Consider the following 21334-nt stretch of genomic DNA (forward strand, 5'->3'; position numbering starts at 1 on the left):
CATAACTATTTTGTGAGGTCAGGAATGGTCAGGATCACAATCACCCCAGTGCGTAACGCCAGGGCATTGAGTGCAGCCAAGGAGCGGCACTGATGCCCAGCCAAGCCAACACCCAATTCCATAGCGATCTGGACAGCTCGCCCCCGCTGCTGCCGGCCAAGGTACTGCGCAACGACGCCGAAGCCCTGCAAGCGGCCCGCGAACTGGCCGATGTCGCCCGTGAGCAAGCTGCCCGGCGCGACCAGCAACGCAAACTGCCCTGGGCCGAAATCGAACTGTTTACCCGCAGCGGTCTGGGCAGCATCAGCGTACCCAAGGCCTACGGTGGCCCCGACGTATCGTTCGCAACGGTCGCCGAAGTGTTCCGCCTGATCAGCGCCGCCGACCCCGCCTTGGGGCAGATCCCGCAGAACCAGTTCGGCATGCTGCAACTGCTGCGCCTGACGGCCAGCGAGGCGCAGCAAGCGCGGATCTTTCGCAGCGTGCTCGACGGCTGGCGCATCGGCAATGCCGGGCCTGAGCGTGGCACCAGGGATACCCTCACCCTCAAGGCCCGAATCACGCGCGCCGGCGACAGCTACCGCATAAGTGGCGAGAAGTTCTACTCCACCGGTGCCTTGTTCGCCCATTGGGTGGCGGTAAAAGCCCTCGACGACGAAGGCCGCCAGCGCCTGGCATTCGTGCGCCGGGGCAGCCCGGGGTTGCGCATTGTCGATGACTGGTCCGGGTTCGGCCAGCGCACCACCGCCAGCGGTACCGTGCTGCTGGACCAGGTGCCGGTGGACGCGGAACTGGTAATCGACAACTGGCGCCAGCGCGATATCCCCAACATTCAGGGCGCCGCTTCGCAGCTGATCCAGGCGGCGATCGACGCTGGCATCGCCGAAGCAGCTATCGATGATGCGATCACCTTCGTGCGCGAAAAGTCCCGGCCGTGGATTGAAGCCAACGTCGACCGTGCCAGTGACGACCCTTATGTAATTGCCGACATCGGCCGCCTGAAACTCGAGCTGCACGCCGCCGAAGCGCTGCTGCGCAAAGCCGCTCGGGTACTCGACGAGGTCAATGCTGCGCCTATCGACGCAGCCAGTGCGGCACGTGCCTCGATTGCGGTGGCCGAGGCTAAGGTGCTGACTACCGAAATTGCCCTGCAGGCCAGCGAAAAGCTGTTCGAGCTGGCCGGCAGCCGCGCCACCCTTGCCGAGTTCAACCTCGACCGCCACTGGCGAAATGCTCGGGTGCACACCCTGCACGACCCGGTGCGCTGGAAGTACCACGCGGTGGGCGCTTACCACCTTAACGGCACCCTGCCTGCACGGCATTCCTGGATCTGATTTGCTGCCTTTGGGGCTGCTGCGCAGCCCTTCGCGGGCTTGCCCGCTCCCACAGGATTGCCACCGCCTGAACTGGCATCACTTCACCTGTGGGAGCGGGTAAGCCCGCGAAGGGCCACAAAGCGGCCCCCGGAGAACTCCATGACAATCGCTATCATCACCAGCGACGCCCAAGCCCTGGCCGTCGCCGAAGACATCGCTCAGCAACTGCGCCGCGACAGCGCCTTGCGCGACCGCGAGCGCCGCCTGCCGCTGGCCGAACTCGAGCTGTTCACCCGCTCCGGCCTGTGGGCCATCAGCGTGCCCAAAGCCTTCGGCGGTGCAGGCGTATCCAACGTCACCCTGGCCAAGGTCATCGCCCGTATCGCGCAGGCCGACGGTTCGCTCGGGCAGATTCCGCAGAATCATTTCTACGGTCTGGAAGTGCTGCGGGTAAACGGCAGCCCCGAACAGCAACAGCGCCTGTACGCCGAGGTACTGGCCGGCCGCCGCTTCGGCAATGCCCTGGCCGAGCTGGGCACCAAGACCGCCCACGAGCGCACCACCCGCCTGAGCCGTGACGGCGACGGTTTCCGCATCAACGGGCGCAAGTTCTATTCCACGGGCGCCATCTATGCCCAGCGTATTCCAACCTCGGTCGTGGATGAACAAGGCATACAACAGTTGGCCTTCGTCCCGGCCGACAGCCAGGGGCTGCAGGTGATCGACGACTGGAGCGGCTTCGGCCAGCGCACCACCGGCAGCGGTTCGGTGGTGTTCGATAACGTGTACGTCAGCGCAGCCGACGTGGTGCCGTTCCAAAGCGCCTTCGAGCGCCCCACCCCGGTCGGCCCGCTGGCGCAGATCCTCCATGCCGCCATCGACACCGGTATTGCCCGCGCCGCCTATGAAGACGCCCTGCACTTCGTGCGCACCCGCAGCCGTCCGTGGGTCGACTCCGGCCTGGACAAGGCCACGGATGACCCGCTGACGCTGAAAAGCTTCGGCCATCTGGCGGTCCGCTTGCATGCGGCCGAAGCCCTGCTGGAGCGCGCAGGCGAATACCTCGACCGCGCCCGCGACGACAGCACTGCCGACAACGTGGCCGCCGCCTCCATTGCCGTGGCCGAAGCACGCGCCATCAGCACCGAAATTTCCCTCACCGCCGGTACCACCCTGTTCGAACTGGGCGGCAGCCAGGCAACATTGGCCGAACACAACCTCGACCGCCACTGGCGCAACGCTCGCGTGCACACCCTGCACGACCCGGTGCGCTGGAAGTACCACGCCATCGGCAACTACTACCTCAACGATGCCAACCCGCCACGCCGGGGGACCATCTGATGACCAAGCAGATTCTGCTCAATGCCTTCAACATGAACTGCATCGGGCACATCAACCACGGTCTGTGGACCCACCCACGGGACACTTCAACCCAGTACAAGACCCTGGACTATTGGACCAACCTGGCACGCCTGCTGGAGCGGGGCCTGTTCGACGGGCTTTTCATTGCCGACATCGTCGGCACCTACGACATCTACGGCCAGTCACTGGACGTCACCCTCAAGGAGTCGATCCAGCTGCCAGTCAACGACCCGCTGCTGCTGGTCTCCGCCATGGCTGCGGTCACCCGTCACCTGGGTTTTGGCCTTACCGCCAACCTCACCTACGAGGCGCCGTACCTGTTCGCCCGGCGACTTTCCACACTCGACCACCTGAGCAATGGCCGGGTGGGCTGGAACATTGTCACCGGCTACCTCGACAGCGCTGCCCGGGCCATGGGCCTGGCGCAGCAACCGGCGCATGATCGCCGCTACGACCAGGCCGATGAATACCTGCAGGTGTTGTACAAGCTGCTGGAAGGCAGCTGGGCCGATGACGCAGTGGTCGCCGACCGCGAGCATCGCGTCTATGCCACGCCCGACAAGGTGCGCAAGGTTCAGCACCAGGGCGAGTTCTACAAGGTCGAAGGCTACCACCTGTGCGAGCCCTCACCGCAGCGCACCCCGGTGCTGTTCCAGGCTGGCAGCTCTGCGCGTGGCTTGGCCTTCGCCGGCAACCATGCCGAATGCGTGTTCATCAGTGGCCAAGACAAGGCAGCCACCCGTGCCCAGGTCGACAAGGTTCGCGCGGCCGCCCAGGCCGCCGGCCGCGACCCGCAGGCAGTCAAAGTGTTCATGGGCATCACGGTGATCGTCGCGGCCACCGAGCAACTGGCCCAGGCCAAACATGCCGAGTACCTGCGCCACGCCAGCGCCGAAGCGGGCGTCGCGCACTTCGCCGCGTCCACTGGCATCGACTTCGCCGCCTATGAACTGGACCAACCCATTGCCTTCAGCCAGGGCAACGCCATCCAGTCAGCCACGCGCCAGTTGCAAGACAACGCCTGGACCCGCCGGCGCCTGTTGCAGCAACACGCCCTGGGCGGCCGCTACGTAACCCTGGTCGGCGCGCCTGAACAGGTGGCCGAGCAGTTGATCGCGTGGATCGATGAAACCGGCCTGGACGGTTTCAACCTGACCCGCACCGTCACCCCGGAGAGCTTCGAGGACTTCGTCGAGCTGGTCATCCCGCAACTTCAGCTGCGTGGCCGCTACAAGACGGCCTACACCGAAGGCACCCTGCGCGAAAAACTGTTCCAGGCCGACCACCCGCACTTACCCGCCGACCATCCTGGCTCGGCTTACCGCTTTACCCCTGCCCCGACTGGAGCCCTGCACCATGCTTGAGAAACTGTTCCGGCCCGTCGCGGCCATTGCCATCACCCTCGGCCTGTGCGCCGGTGCCCTTGCTGCCGAGCCGTTGAAGATCGGCACCACCTCGGCCTTTGCCATTCCGCTGGAAGCCGCGGTGGAAGAAGCCCACAAGCGAGGCCTGGAAGTGAAGCTGATCGAGTTCAGCGACTGGATTGCGCCCAATGTCAGCCTCAACAGCGGCGACATCGACGTGAACTACTTCCAGCACATCCCGTTCCTGGAAAACGCCAAGGCTGCTGCAGGCTTCAACCTTGTGCCTTACGCCCCGGGCATCATCAACAACGTTGGCCTGTACTCGAAAAAGTACAAAAGCTTTGCCGAGCTGCCTGAAGGCGCCAGCGTGGCCATCGCCAACGACCCGATCAACAGCGGCCGTGGCCTGCTGCTGCTGGCCAAGGCCGGGTTGATCACCCTGAAGCCCGGCGTGGGCTACAAGGCCACCGAGGATGACATCCTCGCCAACCCGAAAAAGCTGAAGATCCTTCAGGTCGAGGCGGTGCAACTGGTACGCGCCTACGACGACGCCGACCTGGTGCAGGGTTACCCGGCCTACATCCGCCTGGCCAACACCTTCGATGCCACCTCGTCGTTGCTGTTCGATGGGCTGGAAAACAAGGAATACGTGATCCAGTTCGTCATTCGCCCGCAAAGCAAGGACGACCCACGCCTGGCCCAGTTCGTCGACATCTACCAGCATTCGCCAGTGGTGCGCGCTGCGTTGAACAACGCTCACGGCAAGCTCTACCAAGCCGGCTGGGAAGGCTGACATGAGCCAGGCCAGCGCGCTCAGGGCGCCTACACCCCAAGCACTGCCGCCTATGGCCAGGGAACAGGCCCTGCGCCCCGAGGTCAATGAAGCCCACGTGCGCTTCATCGGCCTGGGCAAGACCTACCCGGGCCAGGCGCAACCGGCCTTGCAAGGCATTGACTTGAACATCCGCCATGGCGAGATCTTCGGCATCATCGGCCGCAGCGGCGCCGGTAAGTCATCACTGCTGCGCACCATCAACCGCCTGGAGCAACCCAGCCAGGGCCGCGTATTGATCGACCAGGTGGATATCGCGCCTTTCAATGAGGACCAGCTTGTGGCCCTTCGCCGGCGCATCGGCATGATCTTCCAGCACTTCAACCTGATGTCGGCCAAGACCGTGTGGCAGAACGTCGAGTTGCCGTTGAAAGTCGCCGGCGTGGCAAAAGCCGAACGCCAGCGCAAGGTGCGCGAGTTGCTGGAACTGGTCGGCCTGCAGGAAAAACATCACGTGTACCCGGCACAACTGTCCGGCGGGCAGAAACAGCGCGTGGGCATTGCCCGGGCACTGGTGCACACCCCCGAGATCCTGCTGTGCGACGAGGCCACCTCGGCGCTGGACCCGGAAACCACCGCCTCGATCCTGGAGCTGCTGCGCGATATCAACCAGCGCCTGGGGCTGACCATCGTGCTGATCACCCACGAAATGGCGGTGATTCGCGACATCTGCCACCGGGTTGTGGTGCTGGAACGCGGCGCAGTGGTCGAGCAGGGCGAGGTCTGGCGGGTGTTTGGTTCACCTCGTCACGAGGTTACCCGCACCCTGCTCGCCCCTTTGCAGGCCAAGCTACCCGCCGCACTTCAAGCCAGCCTCCAGGCCCACCCGGCGAGCGGCAACAGCGCCGTAGTGCTGAAACTGACGGTGCTTGGCGAGCCAGAGCTGTCTGCCCTGTTCAACGACCTGGGCGGGCGTGTGCGTCTGCTGCAGGGCGGCGTGGAAACCATCGGCGACCATGCCTTGGGGCAACTCATCCTCTCGGTGCAACACTCGCCGCACGACACCCATCAATTGCTGGAACGTGCCCGCCGTTGGGCCGAGGACGTGGAGGTATTGGGCCATGTGGTTTGATCGCCTGCTGGAAGGCTTGCTTGATACGCTGCTGATGGTTGGGGTTTCGTCACTGATCGCCCTGCTGGTGGGTGTACCCATGGCGGTGCTGCTGGTCACCAGCGACAAGGGTGGGATCTTCGAGGCGCGGCTGCTGAACCGGGTGCTGGGCGCCTTCGTCAACCTGTTCCGCTCGATTCCGTTTCTGATCCTGATGGTTGCGCTGATTCCTTTCACCCGCCTGGTGGTGGGTACCACTTATGGTGTGTGGGCGGCAGTGGTGCCGCTGACCATTGCCGCCACACCGTTCTTTGCGCGGATTGCCGAGGTCAGCCTGCGTGAGGTCGACCATGGTCTGGTGGAAGCCGCACAGGCCATGGGCTGCCGGCGCTGGCACATCGTCTGGCATGTACTGTTGCCCGAGGCGCTGCCGGGGATCGTCGGGGGCTTCACCATTACCTTGGTGACCTTGATCAACTCGTCGGCGATGGCCGGGGCGATTGGTGCCGGCGGGCTGGGGGATATCGCCTATCGGTATGGCTACCAACGTTTCGACAGCCAGATCATGCTGACCGTGATCGCCATGCTGGTAGCGTTAGTGGCGTTGATCCAGCTGGGCGGGGACCGCCTGGCGAAGGGTTTGAACAAGCGCTGAAATCCAGGGCTGCTTTGCAGCCCGGTCTCAATCCCAGCGAAGATCCGCAGCCGGCACTGGCCGCCCGAACCAGTACCCTTGCCCCAACTGGCACTCCTCCTGCAACAGGAAGCTGGCCTGTTCCGCCTGCTCGATGCCCTCGGCATGCACCTGCATACCCATGCTACGGGCCAAGGCGATGATCACCCGCACAATGGCGATGTCGTCTTCATCCACTGGCAACCCAGCCACAAACCCTTGGTCTATTTTCAGTTTCTGCACCGGCAAACGCTTGAGCCGCAGCAGTGACGAATACCCCGTGCCAAAGTCGTCGATGGCCAGGGTCACCCCCAGTTCGCGCAAGCGGTGCAGTTGCTCCAGCGCCACCTCAGGGTCTTCCATCACCGCGCTTTCGGTCACTTCCAGTTCCAGCAAGGCCGGGGCCAGGCCGGTGTCGTGCAGCACTTCGGCTACCTGCCGATACAGCTCATGCTGGCCAAACAGGCGACTGGAGATGTTCACCCCAACAAATGCCAGCTGCCGGCCTTCAGCCTGCCACTGCACCATTTGCCGACAGGCCTGCTGCAGCACCCAGGTATCGATCTCGGCAATCAGGCCGGTGCGTTCGGCAATCGGGATGAACTCACTCGGCGGTACCAGGCCGCGCCCGGGGTGCTGCCAGCGCACCAACGCCTCGACCCCGACCTGCCGGCCCGTCGCCAAGTCGTGTACCGGCTGAAAGTACACCCGCAGTTCATCCTGCTCCAGGGCCCGACGCAATTCGGCGGCGGTCTCGACCCGATGCTGGGCGTGGGCGGTCAGCTCTTCGGTGTACAGCGCATAACAGGCCCGACCGTTGCTTTTGGCCTTGTACAACGCCGAGTCGGCATTGCGCAGCAACTGCTCGGCACTCAAGGCATCGCTGGGGAACAGGCTGATTCCGACGCTGGCGCTGATGAACAGACGATTACCCTCGAACTGAAACGGCTCACGCATGCGCTCGATGATGCACTGCGCCAGCTTGCCCGCCTGGCCAACCTGCTGGCAGTTTTCGGCCAGCACGCCGAACTCGTCGCCGCCCAGACGCGCCAGGGTCATGCCGTTACCCAACACATCTCCCAGACGCTCGCCTACCAGCTTCAGCAACTGGTCGCCAATGGTATGGCCCAGGCCGTCGTTTATGCTCTGGAAATGATCCAGGTCCAGCAGCAACAGGGCGCAACCGCGCTTGTTGGCCTGCGCCGCCGCCAATGCCTGCTCCACCCGGTCGGTAAACAGCAGGCGGTTGGGCAGGCCGGTCAGCGGGTCGTGGTGGGCGAGGTAGGCAAGCTCTTGTTCCGAATGCTTGATGGCGCTGATATCACTGAACACCGCCACGTAATGGCTGAGCTCACCTTCGTCATCACGAATGGCGCAAATGGTCTGCCACTGCGGGTAGATTTCCCCGCTTTTGCGCCGGTTCCAGATTTCACCGCTCCACTCGCCCTTCTCGGCCAGGGTGGCAAAAATTTCTTGGTAGAAGGCCAGGCCATGGCGGCCCGACTTGAACTTGCTCGGGCGCTGGCCGATGACCTCATCCTGCTGGTAGCCGGTGATGCGCATGAAGGCACGATTGACGTGCACGATCAGGCCTTGGCGGTCGGTCACCAGCACACCCTCGAGGGTACTGTCGAACACCGCGGCAGCCATGCGCAGCCGTTCACGGTCTTCGCAACGCAAACGCGCGCCATGGCCGATGAAATTGAGCAGGCGCACGCGCGACACGTAGATCAGCAAGGCACTGAGCAGCACCCAGACCACCACGTTGATCTGCCGCCCCACAGTCAATGCCAAGGGGTCGTCAGTCATGCTGTGCAGCATCACCTCTGCCAGCGCAAGCCAGAGGATCGAGAGCACCACATACAGCGCAGCCATGCGCAAGGCGTCGCGAACGGAAACAGACATGTCGGGTGGGAAAGGCCATCAAAAAGGAGCGGGCATTATAAAGGCTGAAACATGTCGTGACCTCCTATCTCAACGGTTGACTGGTTTTATTTCCCCGCCAAGGGATAATCAGCCCTTCCCCCTGCATTTCGAGGGTATTTGCACCTATGTGGTATAACGGCCTGCTCGACCTGTCGGCCTGGCAACTGGTCGGCATCACTCTGTTGATGACCCACGTGACCATTGTCAGCGTCACGGTCTACCTGCATCGCTACTCCGCGCACCGGGCCCTGGAGCTCAACGGCGCGCTCAAGCACTTCTTCCGCTTCTGGCTGTGGCTGACCACGGCGCAGAACACCCGTGAGTGGACCGCCGTCCACCGCAAGCACCACGCCAAGTGCGAAACCCCCGACGACCCGCACAGCCCGGTGTACAAGGGCCTGGGCACGGTGCTGCGCAAAGGTGCCGAGCTGTACCGTGAAGAGGCACGCAACCCCGAAACCCTGCGCATCTATGGCAAGAACTGCCCGGATGACTGGATTGAGCGCAACCTGTACTCGCGTTACAAACTGGGCGGCATCGCACTGATGGCGGTGATCGACCTGCTGCTGTTCGGCACCCTGGGCATCACCATCTGGGCGGTGCAGATGATGTGGATTCCGTTCTGGGCCGCCGGTGTGGTCAACGGCCTGGGCCATGCCCTGGGCTATCGCAACTTCGAATGCCGCGACGCCGCCACCAACCTGGTGCCCTGGGGCATCATCATCGGCGGTGAAGAACTGCACAATAACCACCACACCTACCCCAACTCGGCCAAGCTCTCGGTCAAACGCTGGGAGTTCGACATGGGCTGGGCGTGGATCCGCTTGTTCTGCCTGCTGCGTCTGGCCAAGGTGCAGCGCGTGGCGCCCATCGCCCACCGGGTGGCCGGCAAGGCCAGCCTGGACATGGACACCGCCATGGCCATCCTCAACAACCGCTTCCAGATCATGGCCCAGTACCGCAAGCTGGTGATCGGCCCGCTGGTGAAACAGGAACTGGCCCGTGTCGACGCCTCGGTGCGTCACCGCTTCCGCCGTGCCAAACGGCTGCTCTCGCGCGAAACCAGCCTGCTGGAGGACCGCCACCACGTGCGCATCGAGTCCATGCTCGCGCACAGCCAGGCACTGAAAACCATCTACGAAAAGCGCCTGGCCCTGCAGCAGATCTGGGCGCGCACCAGTGCCAACGGCCACGACATGCTGGCAGCCATGAAAGACTGGGTACACGAGGCCGAAACCAGCGGCATCCAGGCACTGCGCGACTTCGCAGCACAACTCAAGACTTACTCACTGCGCCCGACCGGCGCCTGACCGCCGTTGATCGGCACGCCCCGCAACGGGGCGTGCCGTTCGGAACTTCGCCCCCGCCTCTCCACTCGAATCCGGAATATCGCCTGCGTGGCGGGCCGGATGTTGGCCGCACGCTTTCACGTTGAGACCTGCTCCGTGCACATGGCCAAGAACATTCCAACGATTTTCCCCGGCACCCCTCCTCCCGAAGCCGCCCAGACTTTACTGGCGTTGCTCCACGCCCAAGGTGAGGTTGCCCGCCTGAGTGAGCGTGATCAGCTGTTCAGCTCGTTGCTCGACAGCGTCAACGCAGTGCTTTGGGCCTTCGACTGGGAAACCCGTCAGGTGCTGTACGTGAGCCCAGCCTACGAGCGCATCTTCGGCCGCCCGGTCAGCCTGGTGCTGGCTGACTACAACGAATGGCGTGACAGCATCTACCCCGACGACCTCGAGTTCGCCGAACGTAGCCTGGCCCAGGTACTGCTCAAGGGGGCGGTGGAAGACCGCGAGTACCGCATCCTCAATGCCGATGGGCAACTGCGCTGGCTGAGCGACAAGTGCTACATCAACCAGCAGCACGATGGCGACCGGGTAATCATTGTCGGTATCGCCGAAGACATCACCGAGAAGAAGCAGCTTGAAGGCGAACTGCAGCGCCTGGCCACCACCGACGTGCTGACCCAGAGCAGTAACCGCAGGCACTTTTTCGAATGTGCCCAGCAAGCCTTCGACAGTGCACGCGAGGACGGTACACCGCTGGCTTTCCTGCTGTTGGATATCGACGACTTCAAACGCATCAATGACAGCTATGGCCACCAGGAAGGCGACCAGGTGCTGCAACACATCGCCGACAGCGGCAAGGCCGTGCTACGCCGGGGCGACCTGTTCGGACGCATTGGCGGCGAAGAATTTGCGGCGGTGTTTCCGGGCTGCAACGCCCAGGTCGCGGAGCAGATTGCCGAGCGCTTGCAACGGCAGATTCAGCACTTGAGCTTCAGCCATGACCAGCAGACGTACGGGGTGACGGTGAGCCAGGGGCTGACCGAGCTGACCGATGAGGATGTGGCGCTGGACAGCCTGTATGCGCGGGCCGATGCGGCAATGTACCAGGCCAAGCGGCAGGGCAAGAACCAGATAGTCCGCGGCTGATCAGGCGGCAAGGGCACCGGCTTTGGCCGGTATTCGCGGGCCCGGCGCCACACCTGTGGGAGCGGGCAAGCCCGCGAAGGGCCGCAATGCGGCCCCCGAATCTCAGCTGGAAACCTCGGCCCCAGCCACCGGCGGTTCTTCCTGCGGTTTTACTTCCGGGTTCTCCTCTTTGCGCAACCGCCTCAGCTCCGGCAGGCCAAGCTTGAGCAGGCGGGCCGTCTTGCCGCTGGCCACCTTCTCCAGCCCCTGCCCAGCCGGCAGCCGCGACAACTGCCCAGCCAGGTTCATGGCCAGGATCTCCCGCGAGTAAACGCCACCGCCCAACTGGTAGATCGCAGCGATCAACTCGCGCAGTGCCAGCGGCAAACGCCAGCGAGTACGCAGCGCCGAGCCGAACGCCGCACCAAACTCTTCCAGCGATTGCTGCACATTGCGCTCGTCCAGGTCTCCCCCGGCCAACCGCCACTCTTGCAGGCAGCGCAACACCGCCAGGTCGCCCAGGCAATGCAGCAAGCCCGCGCAATAACAACGGCCCTCGTCCAGTTCGAGCATGCGCGCCAAGGTGCGGCCATATTCGGCAGTGTGCAGTGACAGGTCCCAGTAACGGGCTGCGTGCTCTGCCAACAGTGGGTCGCTGAGGCGTGCGCTGCGCTTGAGGGTCATGCCCAGGATCAGGTTCATGCTTTGGGTACTGCCAAGCTTGTTCAGGGCCTGCAGCAACGTCTGCACCGGGGCTTCACGGTGCAATGCCGCACTATTGGCGGCAGCGATCAGCACCGCCGTCACCTGCGGGTCGTTACGCACCTCCTCTTCGAGCACCCTGAGGTTCAGGCCCTGAGGGTTTAGCGCTCGATTGATCGCTACCTGCACATCGGCCAGCAGCGGCCCGCCATCGGCGGTAGCGCGGCGCTGCTCAAGGTAGGCTGGCAGGCTGGCTCCCGCCTGCAACGCCGGTACCGGGCAGGCAATCTCCTCGCCAACGGCCAGCAGCAACTCTTGCAGGCGCTTGCGCAGGTTATCCAGGTTCAGTGGCTTGCTCAGGTAAGCCGTGGGGTGCAGGGGCAGCGCTTCGCGCACACTGGCGCTGTCATTGCGGTTACTCATGAGAATGAACGGCACCCCTGGCCCTTTGGCGCGCACCTTGCGCAGCAGGTCGAGGCCGTCGACACCGGCCAGCTCGCGGGCAGCGATGATCAGGTCCGGCTTGCTGGACAGGGCACTGAGCGCCTGCGCGCCGTCAGCGCATACCTGCAGGCGGGCGTCACAGCGCACGCTGAGCAGCATCTCGCTGAGCATGTCCCGTACCCAAGGATCGCCTTCGACAATCAGTACGCTTGGTGGGGTGGGGGCTGCAGCGCTCATCACCAACTACTCCTGAATACCCTGACACACAGTCCGTCGCAGCTTCCAAAGCCAATCCTCCGATAACCATAGCGCCACATGGCTTATCTGGGCATAAAAAAACCCGCCGAGGCGGGTTTTTTCTGAAGCGCGTCACATCAGGCGATTTCAGCGAAGCACTCTTCGATGATGGCCAGGCCTTTGTCCAGCAGCGCGTCTTCGGCGGTCAGCGGAACCAGAATACGCAGGACGTTGCCGTAGGTGCCGCAAGACAGCAGGATCAGACCCTTTTCACGAGCCTTGGCGACAACCTGGCCAACAGCAGCAGCGTTCGGGGTGTGAGTGCCTTTCTCGAAGACTTCGACTGCAATCATCGAGCCCAGACCACGGACGTCGCCGATGATCGGGTACTTCTTCTGGATTTCGCGCAGGCCGGCGGTCAGGCGCTCACCCACAGCCTTGCTGCGGTCCAGCAGTTTTTCTTCTTCGAACACTTCGATCACGGCCAGGGCTGCGGCGCAAGCGATCGGCGAACCCGCGTAGGTACCGCCCAGGCCGCCAGGAGCGATGGCGTCCATGTATTCGGCCTTGCCGCACACACCGGCCAGCGGGAAGCCGCCAGCGATGGATTTGGCGAAGGTGGTCAGGTCAGGCGCAACGCCCATCTGTTCCATGGCGAAGAAGGTGCCGGTACGGCCAGCGCCAGTTTGTACTTCGTCGGCGATCAGCAGGATGCCGTGCTGGTCGCACAGGGCGCGCAGGCGTTTCATCAGCTCTTTCGGCGCTGGCAGGAAGCCGCCTTCGCCTTGTACTGGCTCGAGGATGATCGCGGCGATGTCGCGCGGCTCGGCGTCGTTCTTGAAGATGCGCTCGACCGAGGCGATGGCGTCGTCAACGCTGATACCGTGCAGTTCGCTCGGGAACAGGGCGCGGAAGATGCCGCCTGGCATCAGGCCCATGCCAGCGGAGTACGGCACGACCTTGCCGGTCAGGCCCAGGGTCATCATGGTACGGCCGTGATAACCGCCGGTGAAGGCGATGACGCCAGCGCGGCCAGTGGCAGCACGGGCGATCTTGACGGCGTTTTCAACGGCTTCGGAGCCGGTGGTGACCAGCAGGGTCTTCTTGTCGAAGTCGCCTGGGACCAGCTTGTTGATCTTTTCGCACAGCTCTACGTAGGGCTCGTAAGCCAGCACCTGGAAGCAGGTGTGGCTGACCTTGGTCAGCTGCTCTTGCACGGCTGCAACCACTTTCGGGTGCAGGTGGCCGGTGTTCAGTACTGCGATGCCGCCGGCGAAGTCGATCAGTTCGCGGCCTTCAACGTCGATCACGGTCGAGTTCTTCGCGGTGTCGACGAAGATCGGGTGGATCTGGCCGACGCCACGTGGGACGGCAGCTACACGACGTTGCATCAAGGATTCGTTGGTTTTGCTCATAATGCCCTCATTGCGCCGACAGGAATGGCGCTTTTATTCGGGGGCGGCTGGGAGTGCTCGCGAACAGTATTCGTTGATCGACTGTCGTGAACGCCCTGGCCACCAGGTACTGCAATGTAAAAAAGGCCAGCGAGACGTCGCTCTCGCGCCCCGCTGGCAGAGGTAAAGCCTTTACCGTGCTATCAGACGCTGATGCACAGGTATTTGATTTCGAGGTAGTCCTCGATACCGTACTTGGAACCTTCGCGGCCCAGGCCCGAAGCCTTGATACCACCGAACGGCGCCACTTCGTTGGAGATCAGGCCGGTGTTGATACCCACCATGCCGTACTCCAGGGCTTCGGCGACACGGAACACACGGCTCATGTCACGGGCGTAGAAGTACGAGGCCAAGCCGAACTCGGTGTCGTTGGACATGGCGATGACTTCGGCTTCGTCTTTGAAGCGGAACAGCGGCGCCAGTGGGCCGAACGTCTCTTCCTTGGCGACAGCAGCGGTCTTCGGTACGTCAACCAGGATGGTCGGCTCGAAGAAGTTGCCTTCGATCAGCTTGCCACCGGACAGCACTTTGGCGCCTTTGCTGACGGCGTCCTCGATGTGTTCCTGGACCTTGGCGACAGCCTTGCCGTCGATCAGTGGGCCAGTGGTGGTGCCTTCTTCCAGGCCGTTACCGATCTTCAGCTTGGCAACTGCAGCGGCCAGCTTCTGGGCGAACGCGTCGTAGACGCCGTCCTGCACGTAGATACGGTTGGCGCAGACGCAGGTCTGGCCGTTGTTACGGTACTTGGAGATGATTGCGCCCTCGACCGCCTTGTCCAGGTCGGCGTCGTCGAACACGATGAACGGGGCGTTGCCACCCAGCTCCAGGGAAACCTTCTTGATGTCCTTGGCGCATTCTTCCATCAGCTGGCGACCGATTTCGGTCGAGCCGGTGAAGGACAGCTTGCGTACCAGGGAGTTGCCGGTCAGTTCGCCGCCAACTTCGCCGGCGCTGCCGGTAACCACACTCAGCACGCCAGCCGGGATGCCGGCACGGTGGGCCAGCTCGACCAGGGCCAGAGCGGAGTATGGGGTTTGCGAAGCCGGCTTGAGGACCATGGTGCAGCCAGCGGCCAGGGCCGGGCCGGCTTTACGGGTGATCATGGCGGCCGGGAAGTTCCACGGGGTGATGGCCGCGGTAACGCCGATTGGCTGCTTGATGACAATCAGGCGCTTGTCTGGCTGGTGGCCTGGGATGGTGTCACCGTAGATGCGCTTGGCTTCTTCGGCGAACCACTCGATGAACGAGGCCGCGTAGGCGATTTCGCCCTTGGCTTCGGCCAGCGGCTTGCCCTGTTCGGTGGTCATCAAGCGAGCCAGGTCGTCCTGGTTCTCGATCATCAGTTCGAACCAGCGACGCAGCTTGGCCGAGCGCTCTTTCGCAGTCAGGGCACGCCAGGCCGGCAGGGCCTTGTCGGCGGCTTCGATGGCACGGCGAGTTTCCGCGGTGCCCATCTTCGGCACGGTACCGATGACTTCGCCGGTGGCCGGGTTGGTCACCTTGATGGTCTGGCCGTTGTCCGCATCCAGCCACTCACCATTGATATAGGCTTGCTGGCGGAACAACTGAGCGTCTTTGAGCTGCATGTCGGCTTCCCGAATTGTTGATTGTTGAAAAGCGCCCAAGGCAGGGCATCGAGCGTTTGAAATCTCAAACGAATGCTAAGCGGCTGCTGGGGTGTTGGACAATAGGCTGTTCGAAAAAAAGAACGAATGGTTGAACAGCCCATCTGAAATCGCCCGCAGAATGGCCGCTGAAGGGTAGACGATGCGGCGGCCGGACTCGGGGCGACGCCAAAAATCGTTTCACTGCTTGTCAAAGCCAATGTTCAACACACCCTGATGGTGGGCTGAAACGATGATGCTGTCGCCATCGGCAGCGTAGTCGACGGCATTGACGCGGGTCCAGTTACGGCCGGTTCCACCCTGGCCGACAGTTTGATCGGTATTGTCGTGTATCCGGCCCCGGGGATCTGCACAGCCAACACGGTAAAAACAGCTACAGATCAAGGCGATGGACGTCAACGATACAGATGGGTATCATGCGTGCGCGTTGCACTCGTAGCTCAGCTGGATAGAGTACTGCCCTCCGAAGGCAGGGGTCGTGGGTTCGAATCCCGCCGAGTGCGCCATATCAAGAAAGCCCTGGGCCTGAGCCCGGGGCTTTTTCGTTTGTGCGCCATGTCACCTTTCTGGTACTCCCGTGCCACGGGTCATTGATGTTAGCGTGGGCGTCTTCCCGTTCTCCGAACGGGTAACCCATAACAATGATTGGCAAAGGAATGCGCACAACCATGCAGTTGAAAAAACTCACCGCCACCACCCTGCTGCTGGCCGGCATTGGCCTGTTCACTCAGCCTGCCCAAGCCAACCTCACCCAGCAGCAGTCCGCAGCTATCGTCAAAGCCTTCGACGGCAGCGACCCAAGCGATTTCAGGCAATTCCTCGGCAAGCTCAAAGGCAGCGACCTGGGCAAGGCCGACAACCTCGAGGCAACCGTCGACGCCTACCTGGCCAACAAGCCATTGGCCGCCGGGCAACAAGACGAGATCAACCGCCTGCTCGGCCTGTATACCCGCATCAAGTACGGCAAAGCCGCTACCGAAACCCTGCGCGAACTGGTAGCCATCCCCACCTTCAATGTCGAGGGTACACCGCAGTACGAAAACCCTGAATTCCTCAAGATCGCCGACAAGATCAAGGCCTTGGCCGACCGCTTCGGCCTGGCCTTCCGCAACATCGACAACCGGGTGTACGAGATCTCGCTGGGCAGCGGGAAGGAAGTGATCGGCATCCATGCCCACGCTGACGTCGTGCCGGTCAACCCGGACAACTGGAAGCTGGCCGACGGTACGCGCCTGGACCCGTTCAAGGTCACCCTGGTGGGTGACCGCATGTACGGCCGCGGCACCGAAGACGACAAGAACGGCATCGTGGTGGCGATGTACGCACTGAAAGTGGCCAAGGACGAAAACCTGCCGCTCGCCCGGCAGTTCAAGCTGCTGATCGACACCACCGAAGAAACCAGCGGTGATGCCATCCCCTACTACTTTGAGCGCAACCCTACGCCCGATTACAACCTGGCCCTCGACGGCGGCTACCCCGTAGTGATTGCCGAGAAAGGCTACGGCACGGTCATGGCCAGCTTCACCAAACGCCCAGCCAGCGGCAAGGGTGCCGAGATCGTCAACCTGACCGGTGGCCTGGCCACCAACCAGATCCCGACAACTTCGGTTGCGACCCTGATTTCTGACAACCCGGCACAGCTGGCCAAGCACCTGCAGCAAGCCGGCGCCAGATATGTGAAGCAGCATGGAAGCGACTTCAGCATCGACGCCAAGGCCGACGGCAAGCAAGTCTTGCTCACCGTGACCGGTGTTTCCGCACACTCTTCGGAGCCGGAATCCGGCATCAACCCGGTGGCGCGTATGCTCGACTTCATCAATGGCCTCGGCCAGCAGGTGTCGCTCAAGCACAACCACTTTACCGACGCGGCCCGCTACGCCGCCGAAAACTGGGGCCTGGACTACCTGGGTAACACGCTAGGCGTGGCCTTCAAGGACCCGTTCATGGGCCCGCTGACCACCTCGCTGACTTTTGTCGGGGTGGATGACAAAGGCTTGAAACTTGCGGTGAATCTGCGCATTCCCAAGGGGAAGCCGATCGCCACGATCAAGGACGAACTGGCCGACAAACTGGGCAAATGGACCCGGCAAAGCAACACCTCGGTGGCGTTCGACTTCAGCCTGGACGAGCCGATGTACCGCAACCCTGAAGGCGAATGGGTCAAGGCCCTGCTCGCTGTGGCCACCGAGAACCTGGGTATGAAGCATGAGTTCGGTACCTCGGCCGGCGCGACTTCGGTGCACGATCTTCCCAACGGTGTGCAATTTGGCCTGGCCATGCCGGACGTGAAGTACACCGGGCACAACGACAACGAGTTCAAGACCGTGGAGCAGTTCATGCTGGACTTGCAGGTGGTGAGCGAAATGGTGGCGCGGATCGGGCAGATGCCGAAGCTTTGATGGGCAGTACCGGCCTTTTCGCGGCTTTAGCCGCGAAAAGGCCGCTACAAGCGAACAGCCATGACGTTTTTCAATCGCCTCCATGCCGTTTCCTGCATTGCCGTGCAGAGCGCCGTACCGGATGCTTTAGTTACTCCGAGACAGTGCTTTTTTCACCCGCAGAGGCCCGTATGAAGACCGTCGAACAAATCCTCAAGACCAAGTCCCAGCACCAGACCGTGTACACCATCGGCCCGGATGACTCGGTGCTCGACGCCCTGAAACTGCTGGCGGAGAAAAACATCGGTGCGCTGCCCGTGGTCGAGGGTGGCCAGGTAGTGGGCATCGTCAGTGAGCGGGACTACGCGCGCAAACTGGTCCTCAAGGGCCGCTCTTCCGCCGCTACGCCGGTACGCGAAATCATGAGCGCACCGGTAGTCACTGTGGATCCCAAGCAAAAGCTCGATTTCTGCATGAACCTGATGACCGACCGGCACCTGCGTCACCTGCCGGTGGTCGACAACGGCAGATTGCTCGGCCTTCTGTCGATCGGCGACCTGGTCAAGGAAACCATTGACGAACAGGCGAGCCTGATCAAGCAAATGGAGCAGTACATCCGCGGCGAATGAAGCGCCTCAATGGTAGGCGCGCTCCAGTTCGTCCAGCTGATGGTCGAAGCTACGCAAGCGCGCCGACCAGGTGTACACCAGCACTTCCAGGTCACGGTTGAGCACTGCCGTATTGCCGTGGCCGCTGTGCGTGGGCTCGCCGAGGTCCAGCTGGTAGCGTTCACGGGCCATCGCCTGTGCCACGCTGGACAGGTCGCGAGCATTGGCCAGCCAGTGGTGATGGCGGTCATGGATTTCGCGGTCGAGCACCCGGCACTGGCGCTTCAGCGCATCCAGGCTCTGCTCCAGCGGAGTGCCCCTGAGCTCGCCCATGACCTCTTCGAAGGTACGCCCCGAATGCCAGTAGCTGCCCCAGAAATAACGGTCGAAAACCGTCTCGACGCGGCGTAGCGCAACCTTGGTGTTCCAGATGGTCAGCAACGTTCGCCCCTGCACCACTTCGCGCTTGTTCAGGCGCAACTGCTGCCAGGCGATCCATGTCAGCGCCAGCAGTGCAACCGCTACAGTGACTGCGGCAGCGGCATACAGGAAATGAACGGCCTGGTTCATCTGTTGCGTCTGCCTGATGCCATAGAAGTAACTGGCCGTCAGGGTGCCCAGGATCGTCACGGAACACCAGAAACCTGGTGCGTAGGGATCTTTCATCGCGCTATCCCCTTATTGTTTTCCTGAGCATAGCAACGGCCGATCACTCGTCAGGTGCCGCTCGGCGCTTTATTTTCGGGGGCGGCGCAAGGCTTCGTTGAGTTGATCGAAGGGCACGGCCCAATCGGAATCTTCAATGATGATGTCCTGGAGAAATGCACGCTGTGAGTCGGTCCAGAACGGCGCATCCACCAGCTTTATTTCGTTCTTCAGCGGGGAATGGCTGCTGATGAACTGATCGATACTCGTGGGATCGTCGGGCAAGCCCAACTGCTTGAACAGGTCGGCAAAGGGATGGATCGGCGCTTCCATGGTTCCTCCTTAGCGCCAGGCAAGCCGTCCACGACGCACGCCTGGCATTGGTTTGAAAACATCAGCACAGCTCGCGCACTTCGGCGTGCGGCACCAGTTTCATGTACTGCTCCATGCTCATGTGAATCAGGTGATCGTGGTCACCCGCCTCCAGGTAGACATCGCCTTGGCGGGTAAGACTCGGGTCGAGCAGCATTTTTATCTGGTAAGCATCGCCAAGGGCCGGCACGGCACCGCGTTCGCAGTCATTGAACAGGCTCGGCAGACCACTTTCACGGGTCAGATGCCAGGCCCCGGACATACGCACCTTGGTCATGTCCAGGTGCCGGTTGGCCGGTAGCACGGCCATGATGTAGTTGCCATGACGGTCATCGAGCATCACCGACTTGGCGACCCGCTCGGCGGGCACGCCGGCCGTTCGGGCCGACTCCAGGCTGGTGGCCGAATGTGGGTGGGGAATGATGTCGTAGTCGCAGTTGGCCTTGTCCAGGCGGGCCTGCAGAGTCTTTGCCATACGCATGATGCACCTCCGGTTTCGCCCCCCAATCTTCAATTTTAGGCCGGGTACGGGTGGGCGGGGCTAAACTTGTGTAATACGCGCAAATGAGGTGACGACAGGTGATCGCCCGCTGCTGGCGTTGGCTGTTGCTACTGTTGTTGCTTGGCATCACGCCAGGTGGCCAGGCAGCGCCCGGCGCGGTGTGGGTGCTGGGCATTGACGACGCCATCGGCCCGGCCAGCGCCGACTACCTGGTGCGCAGCCTCGGCCAGGCCCAGGCGCAAGGCGCGCAACTGGTGGTTATCCGCATGGATACCCCGGGCGGGCTGGACAGTGCCATGCGCCAGATGATCAAGGCGATTCTCGCCAGCTCCGTACCCGTCGCCAGCTACGTTGCCCCCAGCGGCGCCCGCGCCGCCAGCGCCGGCACCTATATTCTCTACGCCAGCCATATTGCAGCGATGGCGCCCGGGACCAACCTGGGCGCCGCCACGCCCGTGCGGATCGGCGGCTCGCCTGGCACGCCCACTGATGACAAGGCAAAAGGCGGCGACGATGAAACCCTTGCACGCAAACAGATCAACGACGCCGCCGCCTACATCCGTGGCCTGGCGCAGATGCGCGGCCGCAACGCCGACTGGGCGGAGAAGGCCGTGCGCGAGGCGGTCAGCCTGTCCGCAAACGAGGCCTTGCGGCTGAACGTGATCGATCAGGTGGCCGATGACCTGCCTGACCTGCTGCGCGAGCTCGACGGCAAAACGCTCCAGGTGGCCGGCCAGCCACGCCAGTTACAGACCGCAGGCGCCAGCGTGGTCGAGCACCTGCCGGACTGGCGCACACGGGTTCTGGCGGTAATCACCAACCCCAGCGTAGCGCTGATCCTGATCATGATCGGCGTTTACGGCCTGTTGTTCGAATTCATGAACCCCGGCTCTGCGGTGGGCGGTGTGGTAGGTGGTATCTGCCTGCTGCTGGCGCTGTATGCGCTGCAGCTATTGCCGGTGAGTTTTGCCGGGGTGGCGCTGATCCTGCTTGGCATCACCTTCATGATCGCCGAAGCCTTCTTGCCCAGTTTCGGCGTGGTCGGCTTCGGCGGCATCGTTGCCTTTGTGGTCGGCGCGTTGATCCTGATCGACACCGACGCCCCCGGTTTCGGCATCCCGCTGGCCTTGATCGGCACCTTGGCGCTGCTCTCGGCACTCCTGATCGGTGGCGTGCTGGGCATGGCCCTCAAGGCCCGCCGACGGGCACTGGTCAGCGGCGACGCCGGCCTGGTCGGCAGCCTGGTTACCGTCACCCAGGTGATGGCAAGCGACCCCTTCTGTGGTGTGGTGCTGGCTCAGGGCGAGCAATGGCAAGTGCAGTGCGCAACGCCGCTGCAAACTGGCCAGAACGTACGGGTGACCGCGCGCCATGGCGTGATGCTGGAAGTGAGCGCCGCCGCCCCAGCGACGCAAGGAGAATAACC

The 21334-nt window shown here is 62.7% G+C and carries 19 protein-coding genes and 1 tRNA gene; 12 read left to right on the forward strand and 8 right to left on the reverse strand.

The features are described 5' to 3' along the window. The first annotated feature begins 92 nt into the window (after nt 1-92). From ACK59Z_RS18825 to ACK59Z_RS18850, 6 genes are all read left to right on the forward strand, one after another. A complete protein-coding gene (locus ACK59Z_RS18825; protein ID WP_070096095.1) occupies nt 93-1334 on the forward strand; it encodes an SfnB family sulfur acquisition oxidoreductase in 1242 nt (413 codons plus the stop codon). A gap of 141 nt (nt 1335-1475) precedes the next feature. Next, nucleotides 1476-2657, forward strand: a complete 1182-nt coding sequence (locus tag ACK59Z_RS18830; RefSeq protein ID WP_011953204.1) for an SfnB family sulfur acquisition oxidoreductase — start codon at nt 1476-1478, stop codon at nt 2655-2657. After that, complete coding sequence (locus ACK59Z_RS18835; protein ID WP_108191926.1) at nt 2657-4042, forward strand: LLM class flavin-dependent oxidoreductase; 1386 nt, start codon at nt 2657-2659, stop codon at nt 4040-4042. The genes ACK59Z_RS18830 and ACK59Z_RS18835 overlap by 1 nt, the downstream gene beginning before the upstream one ends. After that, nucleotides 4035-4835, forward strand: a complete 801-nt coding sequence (locus ACK59Z_RS18840) for a MetQ/NlpA family ABC transporter substrate-binding protein (RefSeq protein WP_409293553.1) — start codon at nt 4035-4037, stop codon at nt 4833-4835. The genes ACK59Z_RS18835 and ACK59Z_RS18840 overlap by 8 nt, the downstream gene beginning before the upstream one ends. A gap of 1 nt (nt 4836) precedes the next feature. Then, nucleotides 4837-5946, forward strand: coding sequence for a methionine ABC transporter ATP-binding protein (locus tag ACK59Z_RS18845; protein ID WP_409293554.1), 1110 nt, complete (start codon nt 4837-4839; stop codon nt 5944-5946). Next, nucleotides 5936-6580 (forward strand): methionine ABC transporter permease, encoded by a 645-nt coding sequence (locus ACK59Z_RS18850; RefSeq protein WP_003255861.1) that lies wholly within the window; start codon nt 5936-5938, stop codon nt 6578-6580. The genes ACK59Z_RS18845 and ACK59Z_RS18850 overlap by 11 nt, the downstream gene beginning before the upstream one ends. Before the next feature lie 27 nt (nt 6581-6607). Here the strand turns inward: ACK59Z_RS18850 and dibA are convergent, their stop codons facing one another. Next, nucleotides 6608-8503, reverse strand: coding sequence for a phosphodiesterase DibA (gene dibA, locus ACK59Z_RS18855; RefSeq protein ID WP_409293555.1), 1896 nt, complete (start codon nt 8501-8503; stop codon nt 6608-6610). A gap of 146 nt (nt 8504-8649) precedes the next feature. Here dibA and desA point away from each other — a divergent pair, with 146 nt between their 5' ends. Next, on the forward strand, nt 8650-9834 hold the full coding sequence (gene desA, locus ACK59Z_RS18860; protein WP_003255863.1) for a delta-9 fatty acid desaturase DesA: 1185 nt from the start codon (nt 8650-8652) through the stop codon (nt 9832-9834). A gap of 99 nt (nt 9835-9933) precedes the next feature. Further along, complete coding sequence (locus ACK59Z_RS18865) at nt 9934-10962, forward strand: sensor domain-containing diguanylate cyclase (RefSeq protein ID WP_108191923.1); 1029 nt, start codon at nt 9934-9936, stop codon at nt 10960-10962. A gap of 102 nt (nt 10963-11064) precedes the next feature. Here ACK59Z_RS18865 and ACK59Z_RS18870 read toward each other — a convergent pair whose 3' ends face one another. The 4 genes from ACK59Z_RS18870 to ACK59Z_RS18885 form a co-directional block, all read right to left on the reverse strand. Beyond that, the gene (locus ACK59Z_RS18870) at nt 11065-12324 is read right to left on the reverse strand and encodes a response regulator (RefSeq protein ID WP_003255865.1); all 1260 of its coding nucleotides are present in this window, start codon (nt 12322-12324) and stop codon (nt 11065-11067) included. A 137-nt stretch (nt 12325-12461) separates the two neighbouring features. Further along, nucleotides 12462-13739: a 4-aminobutyrate--2-oxoglutarate transaminase gene (gabT, locus tag ACK59Z_RS18875; RefSeq protein WP_003255866.1), complete on the reverse strand. Its 1278-nt coding sequence runs from the start codon at nt 13737-13739 to the stop codon at nt 12462-12464. 182 nt (nt 13740-13921) lie between these two features. After that, nucleotides 13922-15364 carry an NADP-dependent succinate-semialdehyde dehydrogenase gene (gene gabD / locus ACK59Z_RS18880; RefSeq protein ID WP_003255867.1) on the reverse strand — a complete coding sequence of 481 codons (1443 nt, stop codon included), beginning with the start codon at nt 15362-15364 and terminating at the stop codon, nt 13922-13924. Between the two features lie 219 nt (nt 15365-15583). Beyond that, on the reverse strand, nt 15584-15802 hold the full coding sequence (locus ACK59Z_RS18885) for an aryl-sulfate sulfotransferase (RefSeq protein WP_004576384.1): 219 nt from the start codon (nt 15800-15802) through the stop codon (nt 15584-15586). Between the two features lie 30 nt (nt 15803-15832). Here ACK59Z_RS18885 and ACK59Z_RS18890 point away from each other — a divergent pair. From ACK59Z_RS18890 to ACK59Z_RS18900, 3 genes are all read left to right on the forward strand, one after another. Continuing rightward, a tRNA-Arg gene (locus tag ACK59Z_RS18890) sits at nt 15833-15909 on the forward strand. A gap of 162 nt (nt 15910-16071) precedes the next feature. Next, nucleotides 16072-17802, forward strand: coding sequence for a dipeptidase (locus ACK59Z_RS18895; protein WP_108192047.1), 1731 nt, complete (start codon nt 16072-16074; stop codon nt 17800-17802). Nucleotides 17803-17972: 170 nt separating this feature from the next. Continuing rightward, nucleotides 17973-18410: a CBS domain-containing protein gene (locus tag ACK59Z_RS18900; protein WP_003255870.1), complete on the forward strand. Its 438-nt coding sequence runs from the start codon at nt 17973-17975 to the stop codon at nt 18408-18410. Between the two features lie 6 nt (nt 18411-18416). On the opposite strand, the gene ACK59Z_RS18905 is transcribed toward ACK59Z_RS18900, so the two are convergent. From ACK59Z_RS18905 to ACK59Z_RS18915, 3 genes are all read right to left on the reverse strand, one after another. Further along, a complete protein-coding gene (locus tag ACK59Z_RS18905) occupies nt 18417-19055 on the reverse strand; it encodes an NADH:ubiquinone oxidoreductase subunit N (protein ID WP_108192046.1) in 639 nt (212 codons plus the stop codon). A gap of 69 nt (nt 19056-19124) precedes the next feature. After that, the gene (locus ACK59Z_RS18910; protein WP_108192045.1) at nt 19125-19367 is read right to left on the reverse strand and encodes a DUF2789 domain-containing protein; all 243 of its coding nucleotides are present in this window, start codon (nt 19365-19367) and stop codon (nt 19125-19127) included. Between the two features lie 61 nt (nt 19368-19428). Further along, nucleotides 19429-19887 (reverse strand): aminoacyl-tRNA deacylase, encoded by a 459-nt coding sequence (locus tag ACK59Z_RS18915; protein WP_003255874.1) that lies wholly within the window; start codon nt 19885-19887, stop codon nt 19429-19431. 98 nt (nt 19888-19985) lie between these two features. Here ACK59Z_RS18915 and ACK59Z_RS18920 point away from each other — a divergent pair, with 98 nt between their 5' ends. Beyond that, nucleotides 19986-21332 (forward strand): NfeD family protein, encoded by a 1347-nt coding sequence (locus tag ACK59Z_RS18920; RefSeq protein WP_409293556.1) that lies wholly within the window; start codon nt 19986-19988, stop codon nt 21330-21332. Nucleotides 21333-21334 lie beyond the last annotated feature (2 nt).

The sequence above is a fragment of the Pseudomonas sp. KCJK9058 genome (assembly GCF_046230975.1).
Taxonomy (GTDB): Bacteria; Pseudomonadota; Gammaproteobacteria; order Pseudomonadales; family Pseudomonadaceae; genus Aquipseudomonas; species Aquipseudomonas alloputida.